Below are 20462 nucleotides of genomic sequence, written 5' to 3'. Positions count from 1 at the left end.
GACTACTGGGTGACGAACTCTGTGAAGTACACCTCCAGCACGTCGCCGTGGTAGTCCTCGTGGAGCCGCTCCTCGAGCCGGTCCTTGAGCTTCTGGCGCTCGCCCGCCTTCGCCAGCTGGGCCTCGTCCACGCCGCTGAAGAGGTCGATCGTCGCGTCGAGCGCCTTGCTGCCGTCGGCCGCGTGGGCGTCGGCGGAGAGCTGGAGCGCGACGCCGATGCGGAGGTAGTGGCCGTCGGCGAGGTTGATCTGGATCGGCTCCATCGTCATCACCTCGCCCGGCTCCGGCTCGGTGGGCGCGCCGGGTCTCAGCAGGAACCACCAGCCGGCGGCGACCAGCGCCAGGGCCAGGCCGACGAGGACGAGCGTGTTCTTGCCCCGCTTCGGCGCCGCGGTCTCGGTCGCGGGCGCGGTGGGCCGGTCCAGCATGGTGCTCATGACGATCCTCCGGTGGTCGGGTCAGGGGTGGCCGCGACGTCGTCGAGCAGCTCGCGAGCCGAGGCGGGGAGCGCGGAGAGGACGACGAGGTCCACCCGCTTGTTGACCCGCTGCGACCCCGGCCGCGCGGGGTCCACGAGCGGGTCCTCGTGGCCGAACGCCGCGGCGCTGAGGCGTTCGCCGGGCAGGCCGCCGACCTCCTGCAGGTAGCGCAGCACGGTCACCGCCCGCGCCGAGGACAGATCCCAGTCGGTGGCGAAGTAGCGCGGTTTCACCGGCACCTGGTTGGTGTGGCCGTCGATGCGCAGGTCCTCGGTGCTCGCGCGGAGCACCGGCGCGACGGCCTCGAGCACCCGGCGGCCGCGACCACTGAGCTCGGCACGGTCGGGCTCGAAGACGACGTGGCGCGAGGTGAGGCTCAGCACCAGGCCGCGGTCGTCGATGGTGCGGGTGACGTCGTCGGCCAGCCCGGCGCGGCGCAGCGCCCGGGCGAGCTGGTCGCCGAGCTCGTCGAGCCGGGCGAGCTCGGCACGCGCGTCGGCGTACCGCGCCTCCTGGGCGGCCAGCGCCCGCTCGGCGCGCTGGTCCCTCGGCGAGGATCCGGGGAAGTTCGCGGCACGCACCGGTGCGATCGAGGCCGTGCCGGGCTGCTCGAGGATCGACTCCGAGCCCGTCATCACCGACGTGGACTCCCCGAAGCCGGCGGCGAGGCCGGCCTTGAGGGCGTTGAACTTGCGCTCGTCGACGACGCTCATCGAGAACATCACGATGAACAGCACCATCAGCAGCGTGACCATGTCCGCGTAGGTGACCAGCCACCGCTCGTGGTTCTCGTGCTCCTCGGGCTCCTCCACCCGACGCCGGCGCGACCCGGCGCTCACGACGCCGCCCCGCACACGTCAGGCCGCCTTCGCGTCGGCGGGCTGCTCGCCGGCCGGCAGGAGGGAGGACAGCTTCTGGGCGATGATCCGCGGGTTGGCGCCGGCCTGGATGGCCGCGACGCCCTCGATGACGAGCTCCATGCGCGCCGCCTCGAGCTCGGTGAGCCGCTTGAGGCGGTTGCCGATGGGCAGCCAGATGACGTTGGCCGACATCACGCCCCACAGGGTCGCGATGAAGGCGGCGGCGATGAGGTGGCCGAGCTCCTCGGGCTGGGCGAGGTTCTCCAGCACGTGGACCAGGCCCATCACCGTGCCGACGATGCCGATCGTCGGGGCGTACGCGCCGGCGTCGGCGAAGAACTTCGCCGACTGCCTGCCCTGCGCCTTGCCGGCGCGCACCTCCGCCTCGAGGATGTCGCGCACCTCCTCCGGGTCGGTGCCGTCGATGGCCAGGGTGACCCCCTTGACGAGGAACGGGTCGTCGACCGACTTCAGGTCCTCCTCCAGCGCGAGGAGGCCCTCGCGGCGCGCCTTCTCGGCGAGCGCGACGACCATCGGGACGATGTCGCCGGCCGGGCGCACCTTGGCGGTGAAGGCGGTCTTGAGCGAGACCAGTGCGTGCTTGGCGTCGGGGATCGTGCCGCCGGCCATCGTCACCATCAGCGTGGTGCCGAGGACGAGCAGCATCGGCGGGGCGAGCAGCAGGCTGGTGGGGTCGCCGCCCTCCATGACGTTGGCGACGACGATGATGACGAGACCCGCCAGGACCCCGATCAGGGTTGCCGGATCCATCAGTCCTCCGCTCCCGTCGCGACAGTGCTGGGCACGGCGGCCAGGTGGGCGCGCTGCGCCCAGGCGTGGGCCTCGCCTCCGGTGCTGGCCGCGATGATGCCGCCGCGCCAGGCGCGTACCAGGTCGACGACCTGGGCCAGGCCCTCGGCGACGACGTACTTCTTGCCGTCGACGAGGGTGACCACCGTGTCCGGCGTGCTGTCGAGTCGCTCGATCAGGTCGGCGTTCAGGACGAACGCGGAGCCGGAGAGCCGGGTCAACACAATCATGTCGGTGCACCATCCCTGTGCGAGAGAACGCGATGCCCGTCCGTGGGCCTCGACTCCCCCATCGGTCCCCGGGCGCCCGACCTGAGACAAGCGCGGGAGGGAAATTCGCCCACGCGGAGTGGGACGTGCAGTGGGCGGGGTCAGCAGGCGCCGGAGGAGTACTCGACGTCGACGTCGACGTCCGCGTCCTGGAACAGGCCGCCCTCGTAGGACACCTCGAGGCAGCCGGCGATGGAGGCGTCCTCGGCGCTCACGAGCTCGAAGCGGTCGGTGGTGGGGGTGGGCGCGCCGAACGCCGAGTCCTCGGTGACCGTGCCGGCCTCGGTCACCGTGACGTCACCGCGTCCGAGCGCCTTCGCGACCCGCTCGACCCCGGGCGTGCTGTACTTGAAGTAGGGGCCGGCGAGCTCGCTGGCCGCGTTGCGGCCCGCCGCGTCGAGCCGGTCCTGGCTGAGCGGTGCGGCGGCGCCGGCCGTCGAGACCAGCGCGGCCAGGCCGACGACCACGGCCGCGACTCCCGACACGACCCGGCCCAGCGCGAACACCGCCGCGGACGGCTCGTTGGCCTCCGGGTGCCTGAACTGCCAGGCGGTCGTGGCGTACCAGAGCCTGCGGGGATCGATGACCGTCAGGAGTACCAGCACGATCGTGAGGAGCCACAGCACGGCGATCATGACCCGCACCGTTCCCCCCACGACGGCGGGCCAAACGCCCGCCGCGACCGACCCCCGTGGCCGGGCGGCGAGCGGGCCGCCCGGCCACCGCGGTCGTCAGCGCTTGATGTTGACGAGCTCCTCGAGCACCTGGTCGGAGGTGGTGATGACACGCGAGCTGGCCTGGAAGCCGCGCTGGGCGAGGATCAGGTTGGTGAACTCGGCCGACAGGTCGACGTTGGACATCTCGAGGGCGCCGCCCACGAGCTCCCCGCGACTGCCCTGCCCGGCGACGCCGAGCTCGGGGGCGCCGGAGTTGGCGCTGGCCCGGAACGCCGTCTCGCCGACCCGCTCGAGCCCGGCCGGGTTGGTGAAGTCGGCGACCGCGACGACGGCGATGTCTCGCTGCTCGCCGTCGGAGAAGGTGCCGCGGACCACGCCGTCGCTGCCGATCGAGTAGGAGGTCATCTCCACACCGGCCGGGAGGCCGGCGGCGAGCGCGTCGAGGTTGACGTCCATCAGGGCACCGTCGGTGGCACCCGGGGCGTAGCCCTGCACCTTCTTGCCGCTGGCGGACACCAGGTTGCCGGCCTCGTCCCAGGTGAACGCTCCCGAGCGGGTGAAGACGCGCTCGGCACCGGAGCCGAGCACGAACATGCCGTCGCCCTGGATCATCAGGTCGGTGGCCGAGCCGGTCGCCTGCGCCGACCCCTGGGTGAAGTTGCCGCGGGTCGCGGCGACCTGCACGCCCAGGCCGACCTGGATCGGGTTGGTGCCGCCGTTGCCGTTGCCGGGCGCGGCGGCGCCCCGCATGACCTGGCTCAGCGTGTCCTGGAAGACGGTGGTGGAGGCCTTGAAGCCGACCGTGTTGGCGTTGGCGATGTTGTTGCCGGTGACGTCGAGCATCGTCTGGTTGGCGCGCAGGCCACTGATGCCGGAGAAGAGTGAGCGGAGCATGGGTGGGGTCCTTTCGGTGACGGCCTCAGGCCGTGGCGGGGTCGGTGGTGCCGGGAGTGGTGCCGGGGGTGGTGCCGGGAGTGGTGGTGCCGACGGAGAGGAGCTGCGCGAGCGGCACCTGTGCGCCGTCGATCTCGAAGACGGGGCCCTGCGCGCCGAAGGTGACCCCGGCGATGGCCCCCGAGTGCGTGGTCACGCCGTCGGCGTCGATCCACGAGACCTGCTGGCCGACCATGGCGCCGGCGCCGAAGGCCATCTGCGAGCCCAGCAGCGCGCCGACGCGGTCGGAGACGTCCTGCATCTTCTCCAGTGCGGTGAACTGCGCCGACTGGGCGAGGAACGCGCTCGAGTCGGTCGGGTTGAGCGGGTCCTGGTAGCGCAGCTGCGCGACCATCAGCTCCAGGAACATCTGCTTGTCGTCGGCGGACGCCGGTGACGCCGACGTCCCCGTGGGAAATGCGGTGGTCGCGGTGGTCGACGCCTCGGTGGCGGAGATCGACACGACTCCTCCTCACATGGTCAGGTCGATGCCCTGCCGGGCACCGCCGACCTGGTCTGGACGGGGCGCGGTCGCTCCGTCGGTGACGCCGTCCGTGGCTGCTGGTCCGCCGTGCGTCCGTGCGCGGCGGTCGTGTTGCGCGGCGTCCCCACCCGGGGACGGCGTGTCGCCGCCCGCGCTGCTGCGCGGGTCGTACGACGTGTCGTGGCTGCCGGTGCCCGTGGCCGCCGGAGCGGGGCTCGCGGCCTGACCGGCGAGGTCGCGCACGACGACGCGCGCCTCGCTCGCCCCGGCGAGCTCGAGCACGCGACGCAGCTCGGGGGCCCCTTCGGTGAGGGCGCGGACGGCCTCGCCGCCGCCGCTCAGCTGCACCTGGACGGCGCCGTCGCGGACGGTGAGGGTCACCCGCACCTCGCCGAGCGCCTCCGGCTGCAGGAGCATGGTGAGCCGGTGCACGCCGTTGCCCCGGGAGACCAGGCGGGTCACCTCCGGCACGACCTGGGAGACGGCGGGCGGAGGCGGCGCGGGGCTCGCCACGGCGGCGCCCGGCATGGTCGACACCGTGGTCGACACCGTGGTCATCCCCCCGGTGGCCAGCCCGGTCGCCGACGCGGCCGCCGAGCCGGACGCGGCACCGGACACCGCACCGGACACCGCACCGGCCGCCGGTGCCGGGCCGGTGTCGTCGGCGGGGCCGCCCGGCGTCCCACTGGGGGTCTCCGGGACGTCGGTGGCGGGGGTGGGACCGGCGTCCGGACCGGCGCCCTGGCCGCTGCCGGACCCGGCACCGCCGGTCGTGGTCGCGCCGGCGGAGACCGTGACCGGGGCACCGGCGTCGCCCGGCGCGGCCGGCGCGGCGTGCCCTGACGGGTCGACCACGAGGGCCGCCTCCGGCGCGGCGGCGGGGACGCCCGCGGCGAGCGTCGAGGCGAGGTGGGGCGCGACGGCGGCGAGCGGTGCGGTGGGCACCACGACGGGCGGAACGGCGGACGCGGTGTCCGCGCCGTCCTCCGTCCCCGCCTCCCCGGAGTCCGCCGGAGCCGGCGCCGGATCGCCGCCGTCCGCGCCTGCGACGGTGTCGCCGCTCTCGCCGGCGAGGAGCTGGGCGACCAGCGCGGCGAACCCCGCGGGACCGGCCTGCTCGCCGACCGCACCGGGTCTCCCGGCCGGAGCGGACGTCGGGGCGACCCCGGGCATCCGGCCGGCCGGCGGGGCGGCGCCGGTGGTGGTGGTGGTCGAGATCGTGCTCATGCGGCCCCCTGCCAGCTGGTCATCACGGACTGCACGTAGGCGCGCGTCTCCGGGTAGGGCGGCACCCCGTCGTAGCGCATCACGGCCCCGGGGCCGGCGTTGTAGGCCGCCAGGGCCAGCTCGACGGAGCCGAAGCGGGTGAGCAGGTCGCCGATCAGCCGCGCCGCTCCGTCGACCGCCTGCGCCGGGTCGAACGGGTCGGCGACGCCGAGTCCGCGGGCCGTGGCCGGCATCAGCTGCATCAGCCCCTGCGCACCGGCGGGGCTCACCGCTCGCGGGTCGAAGCCCGACTCGTGGCGGGCCACCGCGGCCAGGAGGGCGGGGTCGACACCGCGGGTCGAGCCCGCTCGTTGGAAGAGGTCGGCGTAGGGCGTGCCGGCGGGGGCCGCGCCCGGCGCGGTGGCCGCCGTCGGCGCCGTGGCCGGCGTGGTGGCGAAGGGCGCGGGGTCGGCGAGGATGCGCCGGACGTAGTCGGGCGGGGTGGTCACGGGGACGACCTGCACCTCACCGCCGGGGCGCGGCGCCTCGATCATCATCCCGTTGCCGATGTAGATGGCGATGTGGTCGGCGCCGACGTTGCGCCCGGAGTTGTCCCAGGCGATGAGGTCGCCCGGCAGCGCCTGGTCGAGGCTCGCGACCGGCGTTCCGGCGCGGGCCTGGTCGGCGGACAGCCGGGGCAGGTCGATGCCGAAGGTGGAGTAGACGGACTTCACCAGCCCGGAGCAGTCCACGCCGCGCTCGGGGTCGGTGCCGCCCCACACGTAGGGCAGCCCGACGAGCTCGAGGGCGCGCGTGACGACCTGGTCGCCCGTCACCGACCCGGCCGGGCCGGGCGCGCCCGCGGGGTCACCCGGCGCGTACGCCGCCGTGGTGCGCGACAGCGCGTCGGTGAAGGTGGCCGACGCGCCGCCGGCGCGCGGCAGCAGGGCGAGCTGGGCCTGGATCTGGGAGATGCGGGCGGTGACGTCGGTGATGCTCATGCGGCGCCTCCGGCGCTGGGGTCGGTCAGGGGGTCGGTCAGGGGGTCGGCCGAGGGCTCGGTGGGGCGGGCGCGCATCCAGCGGGCGGCGACGAGGTCGTCGACCTCGACCCGTTCGCGTCGCAGCCGCTCGGCGCGGCGCTGCTGCGCGCGGTGCTCGAGCAGCAGCTCGACGGCCGAGAGCCGGGTGCGGTCGCGCTGCCAGTGCTCGCGCGCGAGGGTGGTGAGCGTCGCGGCCGATGCGAGGGCGGCCCGGGACGCGGTGACGTCCGCGGCGAGCCCGGCGGCGGCGCGCCTGGCGGCCGTGTACGCCTCCGGGTCGGCGACCGACGGCTCGGCGGCGGAGGCGAGGCGCGCGACCACCGCGTCGAGGCGGCGTGCGGACTCGCGCTCGTCGGCGGCGGCGCGGGCCACGCCGAGGCGGCTGTCCTGCTCGCGCACGCCGCGCACGCGGGCGACGGCGCGCATCCCGGCGTCCGGGTCGTTGTCGCGCGCCATCAGGCCACCAGCTCGCGCAGGCTCTGCCAGGTGGTGGCCAGGTCGCTCGGCTCGTCCATGCCCTGGCGGAGGAACGCGTCGATCGCGGGCATCCGGGCGAGCGCGACGTCGGCGTCGGGGTCGGCGCCCGCGACGTAGGCGCCGATCTCGACGAGCTCGCGCACCGAGCGGTGTGCGGCCAGCAGGCGCCGCAGCCGGGTGGCGTCGGCGCGCTGGGCGACGTCGGTGACGGAGCCGGTGACCCGCGAGATCGACTCGAGCACGTCGATGCTGGGGAAGTGGCCAGCGGTCGCGAGGCGGCGCGACAGCACGACGTGGCCGTCGAGGATCGACCGCGCGGTGTCGCCGATCGGGTCCTGCATGTCGTCGCCCTCGACCAGCACGGTGTAGAGCCCGGTGATGCTGCCGGTCGGCGACGTGCCGGCCCGCTCGAGCAGCTGGGGGAGCAGGGTGAAGACGCTGGGCGGGTAGCCGCGCGTGGCCGGCGGCTCGCCCGCCGAGAGGCCGATCTCGCGCTGGGCCATGGCGACCCGGGTGAGGCTGTCCATCATCAGCACCACGTGCTTGCCGCTGTCGCGGAAGTGCTCGGCGACGCGGGTGGCGACGGCGGCCGCACGCAGGCGCTCGACCGGCGGTGCGTCGGAGGTGGCGACGACGACGACCGAGCGCGCCAGGCCCTCGGGGCCGAGGTCGTTGTCGATGAACTCGCGGACCTCGCGGCCGCGCTCACCGATCAGCGCGATGACCGAGACCTCGGCGTCGGTGCCGCGCGCGACCATCGAGAGCAGGCTCGACTTGCCGACGCCGGAGCCGGCCATGATGCCGATGCGCTGGCCGCGGCCGCAGGGGGTGAGGGCGTCGAGGGCGCGGACTCCGAGGCCGACCTGGTGGTCGATGCGCGGGCGGCTCAGGGCCGCGGGCGCGGCCTGGGAGACGCCGACCTGCGGCAGGTGGTCGAGCGACGGTCCGCCGTCGAGAGGACGGCCGAGCCCGTCGAGCACCCGCCCGCGCAGCTCGTCGCCCACCCGCACGAGCAGCGGGCCGCCCGTGTGGCGTACGACGTCGCCGACCCGCAGGCCGGTCGTGCTGCCCAGCGGCAGGCAGGTCAGGCCGCCGGGGCCGCTGGCGGCCACCTCGGCCAGGACGACGGCCCCGCGCTCCCCCTCGACCGAGACGAGGTCGCCGACGGCCGCGGCCAGCCCGGTGATCCGGAGCCGGAGGCCGAGGAGCTCGGCGACGCGGCCGAGCCGGAGCGGCGCCACGGCGTCGAGGGCACGCGCTCGGAGGTCGGGGGACAGGACGCTCATCGCAGCACCTCGGCCAGCCGGGCCAGCGCCTCGTCGACGCGGAGGTCGACGACGTGGTCGCCGGCGTGGGCGACCGCGTCGGCGCGCCCGAGCGTCGGGTCGGCCACGACGGCGATGGACAGCTCGCGGAGGTCGTCGGCCAGCGGGGCGACGTCGGGGTGCAGGCTCACCGAGACCACCGCGTGCTCGGGGAGCAGCCCGAGGACCCGTCCGAGGACGTGCGCCGGGTCGGGCTGGGCCGCGCCGACCAGGGCTCGGGTGAGCTCGAGGGCGAGCGCGGCGGCCTGGTCGTCGACGCGCCGGCAGGCGTCGGCCAGGAGCTCGTGCGCCGCGCGCGCGGCCTCCCGGAGGGCGTCCATGGTGGCGGCGTGCTCGGCCTCGCGGCGGGCCTCCTCGGCCGCCGCCCGGCGGGCGAGCTCGTCGGCCTGGGCCGCCGCGGCGGCCGCGGCCTCGCGTCGACCCTGCGCCCAGCCCACGGCGTAGCCCTGTGCCTGTGCGGCCGCACGACTGGTCTCCACGGTCTGCAGCTCGGGCATCCGCAGCGTCGACAGGGCCGGCAGCGCCGCGGCGCCGGCCCCTGCCCGGGCCTCAGTCGATGAACTCATCGTCGCCTGCCCTCCGCACCACGACCTCGCCGCGCTCCTCCATCGCGCGGATCGTGGCGATGATCGCCTGCTGGGCCTCCTCCACCCGCGTGAGCCGCACCGGGCCGAGGATCTCGACCTCCTCGAGCACGTTCTCCGCGGCGCGCTCGGACAGGTTGTGGGTGATCTTGTCGCGCACCGGAGCCGAGACGCCCTTGAGCGCCAGCGCGAGCTGCGCGGTCTCGATCTGGCGCAGCACCTGCTGCACGTCGCGGTCCGAGAGTCGGATGATGTCGTCGAACACGAACATCCGGCTCCGCACCTCCTCGGCCAGCGTGGCGTCCAGTGACTCCAGGCCCGCCACGATCTGGCGCTCGGTGGAGCGGTCCGCGCGGTTGATGATGTCGACGAGCGGGCCGAGCCCGCCGACGCGGGAGGCGTCGCTGGGCGCCAGCACGGAGGAGAACCGTCGCTCGAGGACGGACTCCACGACCCGCACCGCGGTCGGGTTGGCGCGGTCCATCGTCGCGATGCGGTGCGCCACCTCGGCCTGGAGCTCCGACGCGAGCCCGGAGAGCACCAGCGACGCCTTCTCGGCACTCATGTGGGCCAGCACGATCGCGATGACCTGGGGGTGCTCGTCGCGGACGAACGAGCGCAGCTGGTCGGGATCGGCCCGGCTCAGGAGCTGGAAGGGCAGCTGCACCGCCCGTGCGTGCAGCCGCTGCACGGCCTCCTCGGCACGGTCGTCGCCCAGGGAGCGCTGCAGCAGGTCGCGCGCGAGGTCCATGCCGCCCTGGAGCTGGCGGCGGCGCGCGGCGAACAGGTCGGAGAACTCCCCCATCACGGTCTGCGCCTCGGCCGGCTCCACGGCCGCGAGCTGGGCGATCTCGGCGGAGACCACCTCGACCTCCTCGTCGCTCATGTGGGACATGACCTCCGCGGCCCGGTCCTTGCCCAGGCGCACCAGCACGATGGCCACCTTGCGGGCCCCGGTCCCGGTCACGACGCCCATCACGGGCGCTCCACGAGCCAGCCGCGCAGCAGCGAGGCGACCTCGTCCGGCTGGCGCTCGACGAGGGCGACCAGCTCGTCCCGCATCCCGTCCACGGGCTCGACGACCGGCGCCATCGCGAGCGCGGTCGGCGCGTCGTCCACGACCTGCGAGGCCTGCAGCGCGGCCCGCGTCGCCTGCTCCTGCCGCAGCTGCTCCACGACGTAGGTGGTCGCGTGCTCGCGGGCCTGGGCGTTGCGGCGCGCGCGCAGCCACGCCAGGCACACCAGCAGCAGGACCCCGCCGCCGAGCGCACCGTTGCGCAGCCAGGCGTTGCGCTTGGCGGCCGCCTCCTCGGCGGCCGCGCGCTCGAGCGCGGCGGCGTTGGCGTCCTTGAGCGAGGTGTCGAAGGGGACGCTGGAGGTCTCGATGGTGTCGCCGCGCTCGGGCACGATGCCGATCGCCGACGACACGAGCGCGTCGATCTCGCTGGCGTCGACCGCGACCGCGGAGTTGGTGTCGATCACGACGGCCGCGTGCAGCGAGTCGACCGATCCGGGCGAGGTCTCCGACTGCTCGACGACCTTGTCGACGCCGTTCTCGCGGACGGTGGCGGAGTTGTTGTAGCTGCCGTCGCCACCGGCGCCCCCGGTCTCGAGCTGGGCGTCCGGGCCCACGACGCCACCGGCGGTGCCGGGCGCCGCGGAGCCGGAGTAGGTCTCCGACTGCACCGACTCGGAGAGGGTCGGGGCGTTCTTCCGCCCGTAGGTGGTGGTCTCGGTGACCACCTTGTCGAAGTCGAGCACCGCGGTGACCTGGACGGAGGAGTTGCCCGGGCCGAAGACCCGGTCGAGCATGGCCTGCGCCTTGGCGGCCAGCTGGTCCTGGTAGTCCTGCACCTGACGGTTGCGACCGCTGCTGAGCCCGCCGGCCCCGTCCCCGCTGTCGGACAGCACCCGGCCGGTCGCATCGGCGACGGTCACCTTCGCCGGGTCGAGGCCGTCGACGCTGGAGGCGACGAGGTGCACCACGGCCTGCACCTGGTCGGGCGTGAGCGTGCGGCCCCCGGAGTCGATGAGCACCGACGCGGTGGCCGGGTCCTGCTCCTCGGCGAAGACCTCCTTGGGCGGCAGGGCCAGGAGCACGTCGGCGGCGTCGACGCCGTCGATGGACTCGATCGTGGCGGCGAGCTCACCCTCCATCGCCCGCTTGAAGTCGGTCTGCTCCTTGAACTGCGAGGTCGAGATGTCCTGGCCGTCGAGGAGGGCGTAGCCGCCGTCGCCGTTGGCGGAGGGGATGCCCTCGCCGGACAGCGCGATGCGCGTGGCGTAGACCCGGTCGCGGGGCACCGAGATGGTGCCGCCGCCCCCGCCGATCTCGTAGGACACACCGTCCGCCTCGAGCTGCTCGACGACCGCCGAGGCGTCCTCGGCGGAGAGGTTGGAGAACAGCGGGGCGTACGACGGCGCGGAGGCCCAGCGGAACACCATGACGGCGGCCAGCAGCAGCGCCGCCGTGCCGATCACGGCGACGACCTTCTGGCCCGGGCTGAAGAGCGCGAACGAGCGGCGGAGACGGTCCAGCGCGCGGGTGATCCCGGTCCTCATCAGCCGACCTGCATCCGCATGATCTCGGTGAACGCCTCGATGGCCTTGTTGCGCACGGCGACGGTCAGCTTGGTCGCGACCTCCGCCTCGGTCGCGGCCAGCGTGTAGTCATGGATGTTGGGCAGCGTGCCCGACGCGGCCCGCACCGCGAGGGTGTCGGCGGAGTCCTGGATGCCCTCGAGGCGCTCGAGCCCGTCGAGCACCATGCTCCCGAAGTCGGCGCCGGAGGTCGGGGCCGTGGCCGTCGACGGGGCGGAGACGACGGGTGCGGCCAGCGGCATGAAGCCGCCGATCGACTCGATGCCACCGATGCTCATCAGCGCTGCCCGATCTGGAGGGCGGCGGTGTAGGTGTCCTGCGCGGTGCGGGTGACCTGCACCGAGGCCTGGAAGCCGCGCTGGGCCTGCACGAGGCTGGTCATCTGCACCGTCATGTCCATGCCCGGCACGCGCACCATGCCGTCGGCGTCGGCGAGGGGATGGTCGGGGGCGTGCTGCAGGACGCCCTCGGCGTCGCCGAGCTCGATGCCGCTCACGTCGACACCGCCGTCGGGGCGGGCCGTGGCGACCACGAGCTGCTCCTGGAAGGCGTCCTCGCTCGTCGCCCGGACGGTGGACGCGTTGGCGATGTTGTGGGCCAGCGCGTCGAGCCACGTCTGGTGCATGCCCAGGCTGCTGTTGGCGATGCGCAGCATGTCGAAGGCGCCCATCACATGGCCCCGGCGGCGACCGAGAGGAGCGAGGCGCGGTCGGAGACGGCGCGGGTCATCACCTGGTACTGGAACTGCGACTGCACCGCGGCGAGCGACTCCTTGCGCAGGTCGACGTTGTTGCCGTCCTGGCCGGCGGGCGCGTTGGTCGCTCGAGCGACGGGGGCCACGCCGGAGGCGGGCATCTCACCGTGCTGCAGGGCGGCCGCGAGCGAGGACTCGAAGTCGACGCTGGTGGCGCGGAAGCCCGGCGTGTCGACGTTGGCGATGTTGTCGGCGATGACGCTCTGGCGCAGCGCCAGGCCGTCGAGGGCCGAGACGAGGACGGACGACACGGCGTCGGGCATGCCCAGGGACACGGGTGCTCCTGCAGGAGGAATCGGGTGCCGGTCCGTCGGCGGGGGTCGAGCGTTCCGTGCTCACCCCCCGCATCGGCCGTTCGCGCTCCTCGCTGAGGGAATCGGGGCGACTTCCTGGCCCGCGGCCCGAGGTCGGGACCTTGGTCCCGGCGCGCACCACCCGGCCGTGCCATGCCGGGCCCACCCGGCCGGGAGGCTCAGGCGGAGAGGTCGACGTACGCCGGGCCCGTCGCCCGGGCGACCGGCGCGGTGCGCCTCAACCGGGCGAGGTCGACCCGGGCGCTGCCGACGGCGCCCGCCAGCTGCTCGCGGACGGCGGCCTGGCGGCGCAGCAGGGCTGCGGCCCGGGGGACGAGGGTGGCGGGGATCGTGCCCTCCAGCTCGGTGGGCACCCATCCGCTGGGCAGCTCGGCCCCGCGGGCCAGCACGCCGGCCGGGTCGGCCACGAAGCCCTCGGCCAGGAGCACGTCACGCTCGAGGGCGTCGATCGCCCGCTCCCACGCGTGGAACAGCTCCTCGCCGTCCAGGGGGACTCGCCCGATCATGCCGTCACCGCGGCCTGCAGGGCGGCCTGGCGCCAGGCGTCGGCGAGGCCCTCGACGAGGTCGAGGCAGTGCCGTGTCGCGACGACGTCGCGGTCGACGTTGGCGCGCACGAGCTGCACGAGCAGGTGGGAGTAGAGCGCGGAGAGTCCGGGGCCACCGTCCCAGGCGTCGACCCGGAGCGAGGAGTGCAGCTCGGTGACGATGTCCTGCGCGTGCAGCAGCTGGGGGCGGGCGGCGTCGTGGTCGCCGGCCTCCTGGGCCGCGACGGCGCGGCGGCAGTCGAGGGCGAGCCGGTCGTAGAGCATCACCAGCAGCCGGGCCGGACTGGCGGTCTCGACGGACGCCTGCAGGTAGGCGGCGGGGTTGGAGTAGGCCATGAGGGTGCTGTCCTTAGCTTCCCGGGGGCGTGAGTGCGGAGATCTGGCCGGCCAGCCACGAGGACTGGCTGTTCATCTGGCTGAGCGCCGTCTCCAGGGCGGTGAACTGCCGGGTGAGCGCGGTCCGTCGCAGCTCGAGCCGGAGGTCCCACGCCTCGATGCCCTCGTCGAGGCGACCGATGGCGTCGTTGCGGCCGGTGATGGCGCTGGTGAGCGTGCCGTCGACGCGGTCGCTGGCGACCTTGGCGACGTCGGCGATGCGGGCGACGAACCCCGTCGCGGGGGCGGTGAGCCGGGCCTGGACGCCGGCCGGGTCGGCGGCGTACGCCTTGGTGAAGGCCGCCTCGTCGAGGACGAGCTTGCCGTAGCGGTCGGCCTGGACGCCGAGGTCGGCCAGGCTGCCCTCGCCGGCGAACACCGACGACAGGAGCCGGTCCCGCAGCGAGAGCAGGGTGCTGTCGCCCGCGAGGGGACCCCTGGTGCCCGTGCCTGTCCGGGTCTGGGCGTCGATGTCGGAGAGCGCGGAGTTGACCGCGTCGACGAGCCCCTTGAGCGCCGTCGAGGCGGCCGCGGGGTCACGGGCCAGGGCCACCTGCGAGGTGGTGCCGGTGGCGTCGGAGGCCAGGGTGAGGGTCACGCCGGGGACGAGGTCGGCGAAGGTGTTGGTGGCCGACGTGGCCACGATCGAGTCACCGATGGTGACCTGCGCGTCCCGCCCGGCGCGGACGGTGGCCCCGCCGAGCAGGTCGGACCCGTCGGCGGCGGTGAGCGTGAAGCCACCGGCGGCGCCGGACTCGGCCGCCTCCACCACGAGCCGGTACTGCTCGGTGCCGACCTTGACGGTCGTGGCGCGCAGGCCGGTGGCGTTGGCCGGGTCGTTGATCGCGGCGGCGAGGCCGGCGAGCGTTCCGTCGGTGGTGAGGTCGAGGGGTGCGGAGCCGTCGAGCCGGTCCAGCCGCAGGGCGGTCGGCACGGCGCCTGCCGCGTCCAGCCCGACCGCTGTCGCGAGCTCGAGCCGGTGGCTGGCGGCGGTCTGGTCGACCCGCACCGAGAAGCCGGCGGGGCTCGCCGTGGCGCTTGCGCTGACCGCGACCTTGGCGTCGGAGCTGGTGGCGGACAGGGGCGTGAGGCCGGCCGGCTTGACCAGGTCGCCCGCCCTCGTCGCGAGGGCGGCGATCTTGGTGTTGAGTCCCTGGAGGAGCGAGACGACCGACCTCTCGGTGGCGGCCCGGGACTTCAGCCGCGTCTGCCCGACCGCCTCGAGCTGCATGAACTGGTCGACGATCGTCGCGGTGTCGAGGCCGCTGCCGAGCCCGCTGATGCTGGCCGATCCCATCGCCGTCCCCTCTCGTCGGTCGGCCCCGATCAGGACCGGTGGTGCCGGGCGGGTCGCGACGGCCGCGACCCGCCCGGCATCGGGTGGGTGAGAGCTCCCTCAGCCGATCAGCGGAGGAGGGACAGCACGCCCTGCGAGGCCTGGTTGGCCTGCGCCAGCATCGCCGTGCCGGCCTGGGACAGGATCTGCGAGCGGGTGAAGCTCATCATCTCCTGCGCCATGTCGGTGTCGCGGATGCGCGACTCCGACGCCGACAGGTTCTCGATCGCGACGTTCACGTTGTTGATGGTGTGCTCGAAGCGGTTCTGGATGGCACCCAGCTCGGCGCGCTGGGTGGACACGTTGGTGATCGCCTCCTGGATCGTGTTGCTGTCGGTGATGTCGATCGCGACGCCACCGACCGTCGTCGCGGCATCCGGGGCGGCTTCTGTGGGACCCGCGTGGAACGCCGCCAGGGCGCTGACCGACACGTCGATCGTGTCCGTGCTGGCGTGACCGACCTGGAAGGTCTTGGCCTCGCCCGCGAAGAGCTGGTCGCCGTTGAACTTCGTGTTCGTCTGGATGCGGCCGATCTCGGTGGCGAGCTGGTCGAACTCCGCCTGGAGGGCGGCCTGTGACTTGTCGTTCTGGGTGCCGCTCTTGTGCTGGACCGCGAGGTCGTTCATCCGCTGGAGCATGGAGTGGACCTCGGTCAGCGCGCCTTCGGCGGTCTGGACGAGGCTGACCCCGTCCTGGGCGTTGCGGGCGCCCACCTTGAGGCCACCCACCTGCGAGCGCAGGCCCTCGGAGATGGCCAGGCCGGACGCGTCGTCGGCGGCGCGGTTGATGCGGAAGCCGGAGGACAGCTTCTCGAGCGACTTGGACATCTGGCCCTGCGTGACCGACAGGTTGCGGTACGAGTTGGCGGCGTCGATGTTCTGGTTGATGCGAAGACCCATGATGGATTCCTTCCGTGGTGTGGATCACTAGCTGGAGTCCGTCCGTGGACTCCGTCGAGGTCCTGTTCGGTCGCCCGGGTGGGCACCTGAGGTTTTCGGGGGAGGTTTCTGCGCGGCGCCGGGTCAGGCGCTCGTCGCCACCCGCGCGGCGGGGGCGTGCGCCGCGGCGTGCCGCTCGGCCACCGCGGCGAAGTAGGCCTCGCGCCGGCGCGCGGCCACGCCGCCGGGCCGCTCGTGGGCGGGCACCAGCAGCGGGTCGAGCTGGGAGTTGATGCCGTCGCGCAGCAGCACCATCGCCTCGGCGCGCAGCTGGGAGATGCGCGACTCGGTGACGCCGAGCTCCGCGGCGAGCTCGGCCATCGGCTGCTCGGCGAGGAAGAAGCCCTCCACGACCCGACGCAACCGCTCGGGCAGCGCGGCGACCGCGTCGGCGAGGTAGTCGAGCAGCTCGGCGTGCACCAAGGCCTGCTCGGGGGTCGGAGTGGTGGACACCAGCGAGCCGGCGTACGACCCGTGGGCGTCGTCGGCCTCGAGCGACCTCACCTGGGCCCGCGCGAGGTCCTCGCGGTTGGCCAGCACGTCGTCGACGGCGATGCCCTGCGCCGAGGCGACCTCGGCATCGGTGGGCACCCGGCCCAGGCTCTGGGTCAGGCGGGTCCGCGTCTCGTCGAGGCCTCGTGCCGTGCGTCGCACCGAGCGCGTCGCCCAGTCGACCCCGCGCAGCTCGTCGAGCAGCGCCCCCCGGACGCGGGTCGAGGCATACCGCGCGAACGGCACCCCGCGGGCGGCGTCGAAGCCCTGCGCCGCCTGCACCAGGGCGGTCAGGCCGGCGGAGGTCAGGTCGTCGCGGTCGACGTGGCCGGGCACGCGCGCCAGCACCTCTCGCACCAGGTGTCCCACGAGCGGGATGTGGGCGGTCACCAGGTCGTCGGTCGTCGCCGGGGCGGCGGCGGGGGACCCTGCGGACGACGGGCTGGCGACCGCAGCGGTCTGGACCGGGGAAGGGAGCGAAGGACTAGCAGGCACGGGGTAGATGCTTGGTGCCCCGGGGCGATTCCGCTGCCGGATCAGCACATCCGAGGACCTTCGCGGCCCGATCGAGGACCGTGGTCCCGACCGGGATGGCCCGAACGGGCCACGGGTGGGTGGTCAGTCCCGCCGGACGGGCATGACCCGACCCGCCGCGCGGGCGTCGCCGCCTCCGCCACAAACTCCTCAGGTGGCTGCCGGCGCGGCCGATGGACGTCTCGTGACCATCACTGACACCCCGCCGGCGGCTGTGGAGCGGCTGTCCCTCGTGCTCTGGCGCGAGCGCGAGCTGCTCGAGGAGCTCCACTACCGGCTCGAGGTCGAGCAGCTGGTGCTGGCCAGCGGCCGGAGCCGTTGGCTGGCGCACGCGACGCGCGACATCGACGGCCTGCTGGCGACGATCCGCGAGACCGAGGTGCTGCGCGCGGTCGCGGCCGACGCGGCCGCAGCGGCGTTCGGGATGGAGGCCAACCTGAGCCTGGCCTCCCTCGCGGAGGCGGCCGACGAGCCGTGGCGCACGATCCTCACCGAGCACCGTGAGGCGTTCGTCCAGCTCACGCACGAGATCACCCGTCTCGCCGACTCCAACAAGCACCTGATCTCCGCCGGCTACCGCTCGGCGCGCGAGACCCTGCTCTCCCTCGGCGACTCCGTCGACGGCTACTCCGCCGACGGCAGCGCGACCGCCGAGCCCGCCCGCAATCGCCTCGTCGACCGGAGCCTGTGACGTGGCCGGCACCTTCGGCTCGATCTCCACCTCCGCCAGCGCGCTGCGCTACCACCAGGCGGTGATGGAGGTGGCGAGCGGCAACATCGCCAACGTCGCGACCGACGGCTACGCCCGCCGCCGGGTCGTCGGCCTCTCCGTCGGCGCGCCCGCGCAGCCGGCCATGTGGAGTCGCTACGAGGGCCACGGCGAAGGGGTGCGCGTCGGATCGGTCGACCGGCTCGTCGACCCGCTCCTCGACGCCCGCGCCCGCCGCGAGCACGGCAGCCAGGCCTACCTCGACACCCGCGCCGCCGCCCTCGCCCGCGTGGAGGCCTCCCTCGGCGAGCCGGCCGGCGACGGGATCTCCGGCGCCCTGGGCGAGGTGCGCAAGGCCTGGCACGACCTGGCCAACCACCCCGACTCCGCCGCCGTGCGCAGCCAGGTGCTCGCCACCTCGCAGACCCTCGTCGAGGCGGTCGCCGCCCAGCGCCGCAACGTCGCCGCCGAGGAGGGCGACCAGCGGATGTCGCTGCTCGCCGACGTCGGCGAGACCAACACGCTGGCGCGGGACCTCGCTGCGGCCAACGAGGCGATCACCGCCGCCCGACTCTCCAACACCGACGCGTCCGGCCTGCTCGACGCGCGGGACCAGATGGCGCTGCGGCTGGCCGAGCTGACCGGCGGCACCGCCGTCGAGAACGGCCAGGGCGGCCTCGACGTCAGCGTCGGCGGCGTCGCCCTCGTGACGGGCAGCCGGGCCGGCAGCCTCGCGGTGACGAGTGGCGTCGCGCCCGACGGGACCGCAGACGGTGCGGCGCTCGCGCTCGCGGTGACCGGGCCGGACGGCGCCACCACCCCCGTGTCGGGGCTGCGCGGCGAGATCGGCGGCACCTCCGAGCTGCTGACCACCACCCTCCCCGGGCTGCGCGCGGACCTCCAGGCCGTCGCGCAGCACCTCGCCGACGCCGTCAACGCCGCGCACGGCGCGGGGCACGACGCCAGCGGTGCGCCCGGACAGCCCGTCTTCGCGGTGGACCCGAACGCCCCCGGCGGTCCCCTCGTGCTGCTCCTGACCGACCCGGCCGCGCTCGCCGCGTCGGGAGTCGCCGGCGGCGCCAACCGCGACGGGAGCAACGCGACGGCCGTGGCCGCTGCCCTCGGCGGGCCCGAGCAGGGCTACCAGAGGTTCGTGAGCGTCCTGGGCACGGAGGTCTCCTCCGTCCGGCGCCTCGCCGCCGCGCAGGCCGGCCTGACCGGCCAGGTCGACGGCGCGCGTGAGCAGCTGTCCGGGGTCAACCTCGACGAGGAGATGGTGACGATGATGCAGGCCCAGCGCGCCTACGAGGCCGCGGCCCGGGTGATGACGACCCTCGACTCGGTGCTCGACACCCTCATCAACCGCACCGGGCTGGTGCGCTGATGACGACCATCAATCGCGTCACCCAGTCGATGCTCACCGACCGGTCCCTCGACCGGCTCCAGGGCAGCCTGTCGCGCCTCGCGGAGATCCAGGAGCACCTGTCCACCGGCCGCGTGCTCAACCGCGCCTCCGACAACCCCGGCGACGCCGCCACCGCGATGCGGCTGCGCGCGTCCATCGGCGCTCAGCAGCAGTACGCCCGCAACGCCGCGGACGGCACCGGCTGGCTCGACACCCTCGACAGCACCCTCGGGGCGTCCAACGACCTGGTGCGCCGCGCCCGCGAGCTCGGCATCCAGGCCGTCAGCGGTGCCGCCGGCCCCCAGTCGCGTGAGGCGCTGGCGGTCGAGATCGACCAGCTCCGCTCCGCGCTCCTCGGCGTCGCCAACACCACCTACGTCGACCGACCGGTGCTGGGCGGCACCACGGCCGGGTCCGCGGCCTTCACCGAGGCGGGCGGTGCCGTCACCTTCGCCGGCGACGCGCACCCGGTCCACCGCACGGTCGCCGACGGCGTCGTCGTCGACGTGTCGCTGCCCGGGCCCGCCGCGTTCGGCGCCGACGGCGACAACGTCTTCGACCACCTCACGGCGCTCTCCGCGGCGCTGCGCTCGGGCGACGAGACCGGCATCCGCGCCGGGGTCGCCGCGCTCGAGGACGACGGCAACCGGCTCGTCGTGGCCCGCGCCGACGTGGGCGCGCGAGCGGCCCGGGTCGAGCGGGCGAGCACCGCCGCGGTCGACGCGGAGCTGTCCCTGACGAGCGCGCTCGCCGAGATCGAGAACGCCGACCTGCCCCGCACCATGGTGGACCTCAAGATGCAGGAGGTCGCCTACCAGGCAGCGCTCGCGGCGACCGCCCGCGTCCTCCAGCCGAGCCTGATGGACTTTCTGCGATGATCGCCACGATGGAGACCGTGATGCCGCCGAGCAGTGCCCCCGAGATCCCGGTGATCGAGCTCGCCCAGCCGCTGCCCGGCTTCCCCGGGCGCGAGCGTTTCGCGCTGGTGCAGGTCGACGACGACGGCGTGCTGTGCAGCCTCACCTCGCTCGACGAGCCGGGGCTGCGCTTCCTCGTGGTGCCGCCGGCGCCGTTCTTCCCCGACTACGCCCCCGAGGTGGACGAGGCGGTCCTCACCGAGCTGCGCTCGACGTCGGTCGACGACCTCGTCGTGCTCTGCGTGCTCACCGCCGGCGCGTCCCTCGCCAGCACCACGGCCAACCTGGCCGCGCCCGTCGTGCTCGACGTCGCCACCCACCGCGCGGTGCAGGTGGTGCTCGACGACCCGGGCCTGTCGGTCGCCACGCCCCTGATCGCGTGAGGCGTCGCGCG

General features: G+C 74.4%; 26 protein-coding genes. 4 read left to right on the top strand and 22 right to left on the bottom strand.

The genetic code is table 11. The features are described 5' to 3' along the window. Positions 1–2 precede the first annotated feature (2 nt). From JX575_RS01030 to JX575_RS00925, 22 genes are all read right to left on the bottom strand, one after another. The gene (locus JX575_RS01030) at positions 3–437 is read right to left on the bottom strand and encodes a flagellar basal body-associated FliL family protein (RefSeq protein WP_186339862.1); all 435 of its coding nucleotides are present in this window, start codon (positions 435–437) and stop codon (positions 3–5) included. Continuing rightward, positions 434–1318, bottom strand: a complete 885-nt coding sequence (locus JX575_RS01025) for a flagellar motor protein MotB (protein WP_186339861.1) — start codon at positions 1316–1318, stop codon at positions 434–436. Before JX575_RS01025 ends, JX575_RS01030 begins: the two co-directional genes overlap by 4 nt. An 18-nt stretch (positions 1319–1336) precedes the next feature. After that, on the bottom strand, positions 1337–2110 hold the full coding sequence (locus tag JX575_RS01020) for a motility protein A (protein ID WP_186339860.1): 774 nt from the start codon (positions 2108–2110) through the stop codon (positions 1337–1339). Continuing rightward, positions 2110–2379 carry a flagellar FlbD family protein gene (locus JX575_RS01015; protein ID WP_186339859.1) on the bottom strand — a complete coding sequence of 90 codons (270 nt, stop codon included), beginning with the start codon at positions 2377–2379 and terminating at the stop codon, positions 2110–2112. Before JX575_RS01015 ends, JX575_RS01020 begins: the two co-directional genes overlap by 1 nt. A gap of 140 nt (positions 2380–2519) precedes the next feature. Continuing rightward, positions 2520–3053, bottom strand: coding sequence for a hypothetical protein (locus tag JX575_RS01010; RefSeq protein ID WP_186339858.1), 534 nt, complete (start codon positions 3051–3053; stop codon positions 2520–2522). Between the two features lie 96 nt (positions 3054–3149). Further along, positions 3150–3989: a flagellar hook-basal body complex protein gene (locus JX575_RS01005; protein ID WP_186339857.1), complete on the bottom strand. Its 840-nt coding sequence runs from the start codon at positions 3987–3989 to the stop codon at positions 3150–3152. A 25-nt stretch (positions 3990–4014) separates the two neighbouring features. Then, positions 4015–4491: a flagellar hook capping FlgD N-terminal domain-containing protein gene (locus JX575_RS01000; RefSeq protein WP_186339856.1), complete on the bottom strand. Its 477-nt coding sequence runs from the start codon at positions 4489–4491 to the stop codon at positions 4015–4017. A 9-nt stretch (positions 4492–4500) separates the two neighbouring features. Then, the gene (locus JX575_RS00995) at positions 4501–5739 is read right to left on the bottom strand and encodes a flagellar hook-length control protein FliK (protein WP_186339855.1); all 1239 of its coding nucleotides are present in this window, start codon (positions 5737–5739) and stop codon (positions 4501–4503) included. Next, positions 5736–6719, bottom strand: a complete 984-nt coding sequence (locus JX575_RS00990; protein ID WP_186339854.1) for a transglycosylase SLT domain-containing protein — start codon at positions 6717–6719, stop codon at positions 5736–5738. Before JX575_RS00990 ends, JX575_RS00995 begins: the two co-directional genes overlap by 4 nt. Beyond that, the gene (locus JX575_RS00985; RefSeq protein ID WP_186339853.1) at positions 6716–7216 is read right to left on the bottom strand and encodes a flagellar FliJ family protein; all 501 of its coding nucleotides are present in this window, start codon (positions 7214–7216) and stop codon (positions 6716–6718) included. The genes JX575_RS00990 and JX575_RS00985 overlap by 4 nt, the downstream gene beginning before the upstream one ends. Next, positions 7216–8523: a FliI/YscN family ATPase gene (locus JX575_RS00980; protein WP_186339852.1), complete on the bottom strand. Its 1308-nt coding sequence runs from the start codon at positions 8521–8523 to the stop codon at positions 7216–7218. The genes JX575_RS00985 and JX575_RS00980 overlap by 1 nt, the downstream gene beginning before the upstream one ends. Then, entirely contained in the window at positions 8520–9128 is a 609-nt protein-coding gene (locus JX575_RS00975) for a hypothetical protein (protein WP_186339851.1), read from the bottom strand. The genes JX575_RS00980 and JX575_RS00975 overlap by 4 nt, the downstream gene beginning before the upstream one ends. After that, positions 9112–10113: a flagellar motor switch protein FliG gene (gene fliG, locus JX575_RS00970; RefSeq protein ID WP_241005281.1), complete on the bottom strand. Its 1002-nt coding sequence runs from the start codon at positions 10111–10113 to the stop codon at positions 9112–9114. The genes JX575_RS00975 and fliG overlap by 17 nt, the downstream gene beginning before the upstream one ends. Positions 10114–10121: 8 nt before the next feature. Further along, entirely contained in the window at positions 10122–11708 is a 1587-nt protein-coding gene (gene fliF, locus JX575_RS00965; RefSeq protein WP_186339849.1) for a flagellar basal-body MS-ring/collar protein FliF, read from the bottom strand. Continuing rightward, positions 11708–12025: a flagellar hook-basal body complex protein FliE gene (locus tag JX575_RS00960; protein ID WP_186339848.1), complete on the bottom strand. Its 318-nt coding sequence runs from the start codon at positions 12023–12025 to the stop codon at positions 11708–11710. Before JX575_RS00960 ends, fliF begins: the two co-directional genes overlap by 1 nt. Continuing rightward, complete coding sequence (locus JX575_RS00955; protein ID WP_186339847.1) at positions 12025–12417, bottom strand: flagellar basal body rod C-terminal domain-containing protein; 393 nt, start codon at positions 12415–12417, stop codon at positions 12025–12027. The genes JX575_RS00960 and JX575_RS00955 overlap by 1 nt, the downstream gene beginning before the upstream one ends. Continuing rightward, the gene (locus tag JX575_RS00950; RefSeq protein WP_186339846.1) at positions 12417–12776 is read right to left on the bottom strand and encodes a flagellar basal body protein; all 360 of its coding nucleotides are present in this window, start codon (positions 12774–12776) and stop codon (positions 12417–12419) included. The genes JX575_RS00955 and JX575_RS00950 overlap by 1 nt, the downstream gene beginning before the upstream one ends. Positions 12777–12973: 197 nt before the next feature. Continuing rightward, entirely contained in the window at positions 12974–13321 is a 348-nt protein-coding gene (locus tag JX575_RS00945) for a hypothetical protein (RefSeq protein ID WP_186339845.1), read from the bottom strand. Beyond that, positions 13318–13698: a flagellar export chaperone FliS gene (gene fliS / locus JX575_RS00940; RefSeq protein WP_186339844.1), complete on the bottom strand. Its 381-nt coding sequence runs from the start codon at positions 13696–13698 to the stop codon at positions 13318–13320. Before fliS ends, JX575_RS00945 begins: the two co-directional genes overlap by 4 nt. Before the next feature lie 13 nt (positions 13699–13711). Then, positions 13712–15034, bottom strand: coding sequence for a flagellar filament capping protein FliD (gene fliD, locus JX575_RS00935; protein ID WP_186339843.1), 1323 nt, complete (start codon positions 15032–15034; stop codon positions 13712–13714). Between the two features lie 107 nt (positions 15035–15141). Continuing rightward, positions 15142–15972 (bottom strand): flagellin, encoded by an 831-nt coding sequence (locus JX575_RS00930; protein ID WP_186339842.1) that lies wholly within the window; start codon positions 15970–15972, stop codon positions 15142–15144. A 123-nt stretch (positions 15973–16095) separates the two neighbouring features. Then, positions 16096–16893, bottom strand: coding sequence for a sigma-70 family RNA polymerase sigma factor (locus JX575_RS00925; protein WP_241005280.1), 798 nt, complete (start codon positions 16891–16893; stop codon positions 16096–16098). Between the two features lie 328 nt (positions 16894–17221). On the opposite strand from JX575_RS00925, the gene flgN reads away from it, so the two are divergent. Genes flgN through JX575_RS00905 form a run of 4 tightly spaced genes read left to right on the top strand, consistent with a single transcriptional unit; the run spans position 17222 to position 20451 of the window. Then, positions 17222–17728, top strand: a complete 507-nt coding sequence (flgN, locus tag JX575_RS00920) for a flagellar export chaperone FlgN (RefSeq protein ID WP_241005279.1) — start codon at positions 17222–17224, stop codon at positions 17726–17728. A gap of 1 nt (position 17729) precedes the next feature. Then, positions 17730–19130 carry a flagellar hook-associated protein FlgK gene (flgK, locus tag JX575_RS00915; RefSeq protein ID WP_186339840.1) on the top strand — a complete coding sequence of 467 codons (1401 nt, stop codon included), beginning with the start codon at positions 17730–17732 and terminating at the stop codon, positions 19128–19130. Continuing rightward, a complete protein-coding gene (gene flgL / locus JX575_RS00910) occupies positions 19130–20029 on the top strand; it encodes a flagellar hook-associated protein FlgL (RefSeq protein WP_186339839.1) in 900 nt (299 codons plus the stop codon). The genes flgK and flgL overlap by 1 nt, the downstream gene beginning before the upstream one ends. Beyond that, positions 20026–20451 carry a flagellar assembly protein FliW gene (locus tag JX575_RS00905; RefSeq protein ID WP_241005278.1) on the top strand — a complete coding sequence of 142 codons (426 nt, stop codon included), beginning with the start codon at positions 20026–20028 and terminating at the stop codon, positions 20449–20451. Before flgL ends, JX575_RS00905 begins: the two co-directional genes overlap by 4 nt. The last annotated feature ends 11 nt before the right edge of the window (positions 20452–20462 follow it).

The organism is Nocardioides sp. zg-1228, assembly GCF_017086465.1.
Taxonomy (GTDB): Bacteria; Actinomycetota; Actinomycetes; order Propionibacteriales; family Nocardioidaceae; genus Nocardioides.
The sequence above is the reverse complement of the archived record's forward strand: the minus strand, read 5'-3'. Positions and strand labels throughout refer to the sequence as shown.

What these genes read in the sequence shown, in the direction of transcription:
- JX575_RS00955 (WP_186339847.1), bottom strand. Translation starts at nt 12,417, where the DNA reads ATGGGCGCCTTCGACATGCTGCGCATCGCCAACAGCAGCCTGGGCATG.
- fliF (WP_186339849.1), bottom strand. Translation starts at nt 11,708, where the DNA reads ATGAGGACCGGGATCACCCGCGCGCTGGACCGTCTCCGCCGCTCGTTC.
- JX575_RS01015 (WP_186339859.1), bottom strand. Translation starts at nt 2,379, where the DNA reads ATGATTGTGTTGACCCGGCTCTCCGGCTCCGCGTTCGTCCTGAACGCC.
- JX575_RS00985 (WP_186339853.1), bottom strand. Translation starts at nt 7,216, where the DNA reads ATGGCGCGCGACAACGACCCGGACGCCGGGATGCGCGCCGTCGCCCGC.
- flgL (WP_186339839.1), top strand. Translation starts at nt 19,130, where the DNA reads ATGACGACCATCAATCGCGTCACCCAGTCGATGCTCACCGACCGGTCC.
- JX575_RS00980 (WP_186339852.1), bottom strand. Translation starts at nt 8,523, where the DNA reads ATGAGCGTCCTGTCCCCCGACCTCCGAGCGCGTGCCCTCGACGCCGTG.
- JX575_RS01010 (WP_186339858.1), bottom strand. Translation starts at nt 3,053, where the DNA reads ATGATCGCCGTGCTGTGGCTCCTCACGATCGTGCTGGTACTCCTGACG.
- fliD (WP_186339843.1), bottom strand. Translation starts at nt 15,034, where the DNA reads ATGGGATCGGCCAGCATCAGCGGGCTCGGCAGCGGCCTCGACACCGCG.
- JX575_RS00990 (WP_186339854.1), bottom strand. Translation starts at nt 6,719, where the DNA reads ATGAGCATCACCGACGTCACCGCCCGCATCTCCCAGATCCAGGCCCAG.
- JX575_RS00995 (WP_186339855.1), bottom strand. Translation starts at nt 5,739, where the DNA reads ATGAGCACGATCTCGACCACCACCACCACCGGCGCCGCCCCGCCGGCC.
- JX575_RS00905 (WP_241005278.1), top strand. Translation starts at nt 20,026, where the DNA reads ATGATCGCCACGATGGAGACCGTGATGCCGCCGAGCAGTGCCCCCGAG.
- fliS (WP_186339844.1), bottom strand. Translation starts at nt 13,698, where the DNA reads ATGGCCTACTCCAACCCCGCCGCCTACCTGCAGGCGTCCGTCGAGACC.
- JX575_RS01030 (WP_186339862.1), bottom strand. Translation starts at nt 437, where the DNA reads ATGAGCACCATGCTGGACCGGCCCACCGCGCCCGCGACCGAGACCGCG.
- JX575_RS00960 (WP_186339848.1), bottom strand. Translation starts at nt 12,025, where the DNA reads ATGAGCATCGGTGGCATCGAGTCGATCGGCGGCTTCATGCCGCTGGCC.
- JX575_RS00945 (WP_186339845.1), bottom strand. Translation starts at nt 13,321, where the DNA reads ATGATCGGGCGAGTCCCCCTGGACGGCGAGGAGCTGTTCCACGCGTGG.
- JX575_RS00930 (WP_186339842.1), bottom strand. Translation starts at nt 15,972, where the DNA reads ATGGGTCTTCGCATCAACCAGAACATCGACGCCGCCAACTCGTACCGC.
- JX575_RS00975 (WP_186339851.1), bottom strand. Translation starts at nt 9,128, where the DNA reads ATGAGTTCATCGACTGAGGCCCGGGCAGGGGCCGGCGCCGCGGCGCTG.
- JX575_RS01020 (WP_186339860.1), bottom strand. Translation starts at nt 2,110, where the DNA reads ATGGATCCGGCAACCCTGATCGGGGTCCTGGCGGGTCTCGTCATCATC.
- JX575_RS01005 (WP_186339857.1), bottom strand. Translation starts at nt 3,989, where the DNA reads ATGCTCCGCTCACTCTTCTCCGGCATCAGTGGCCTGCGCGCCAACCAG.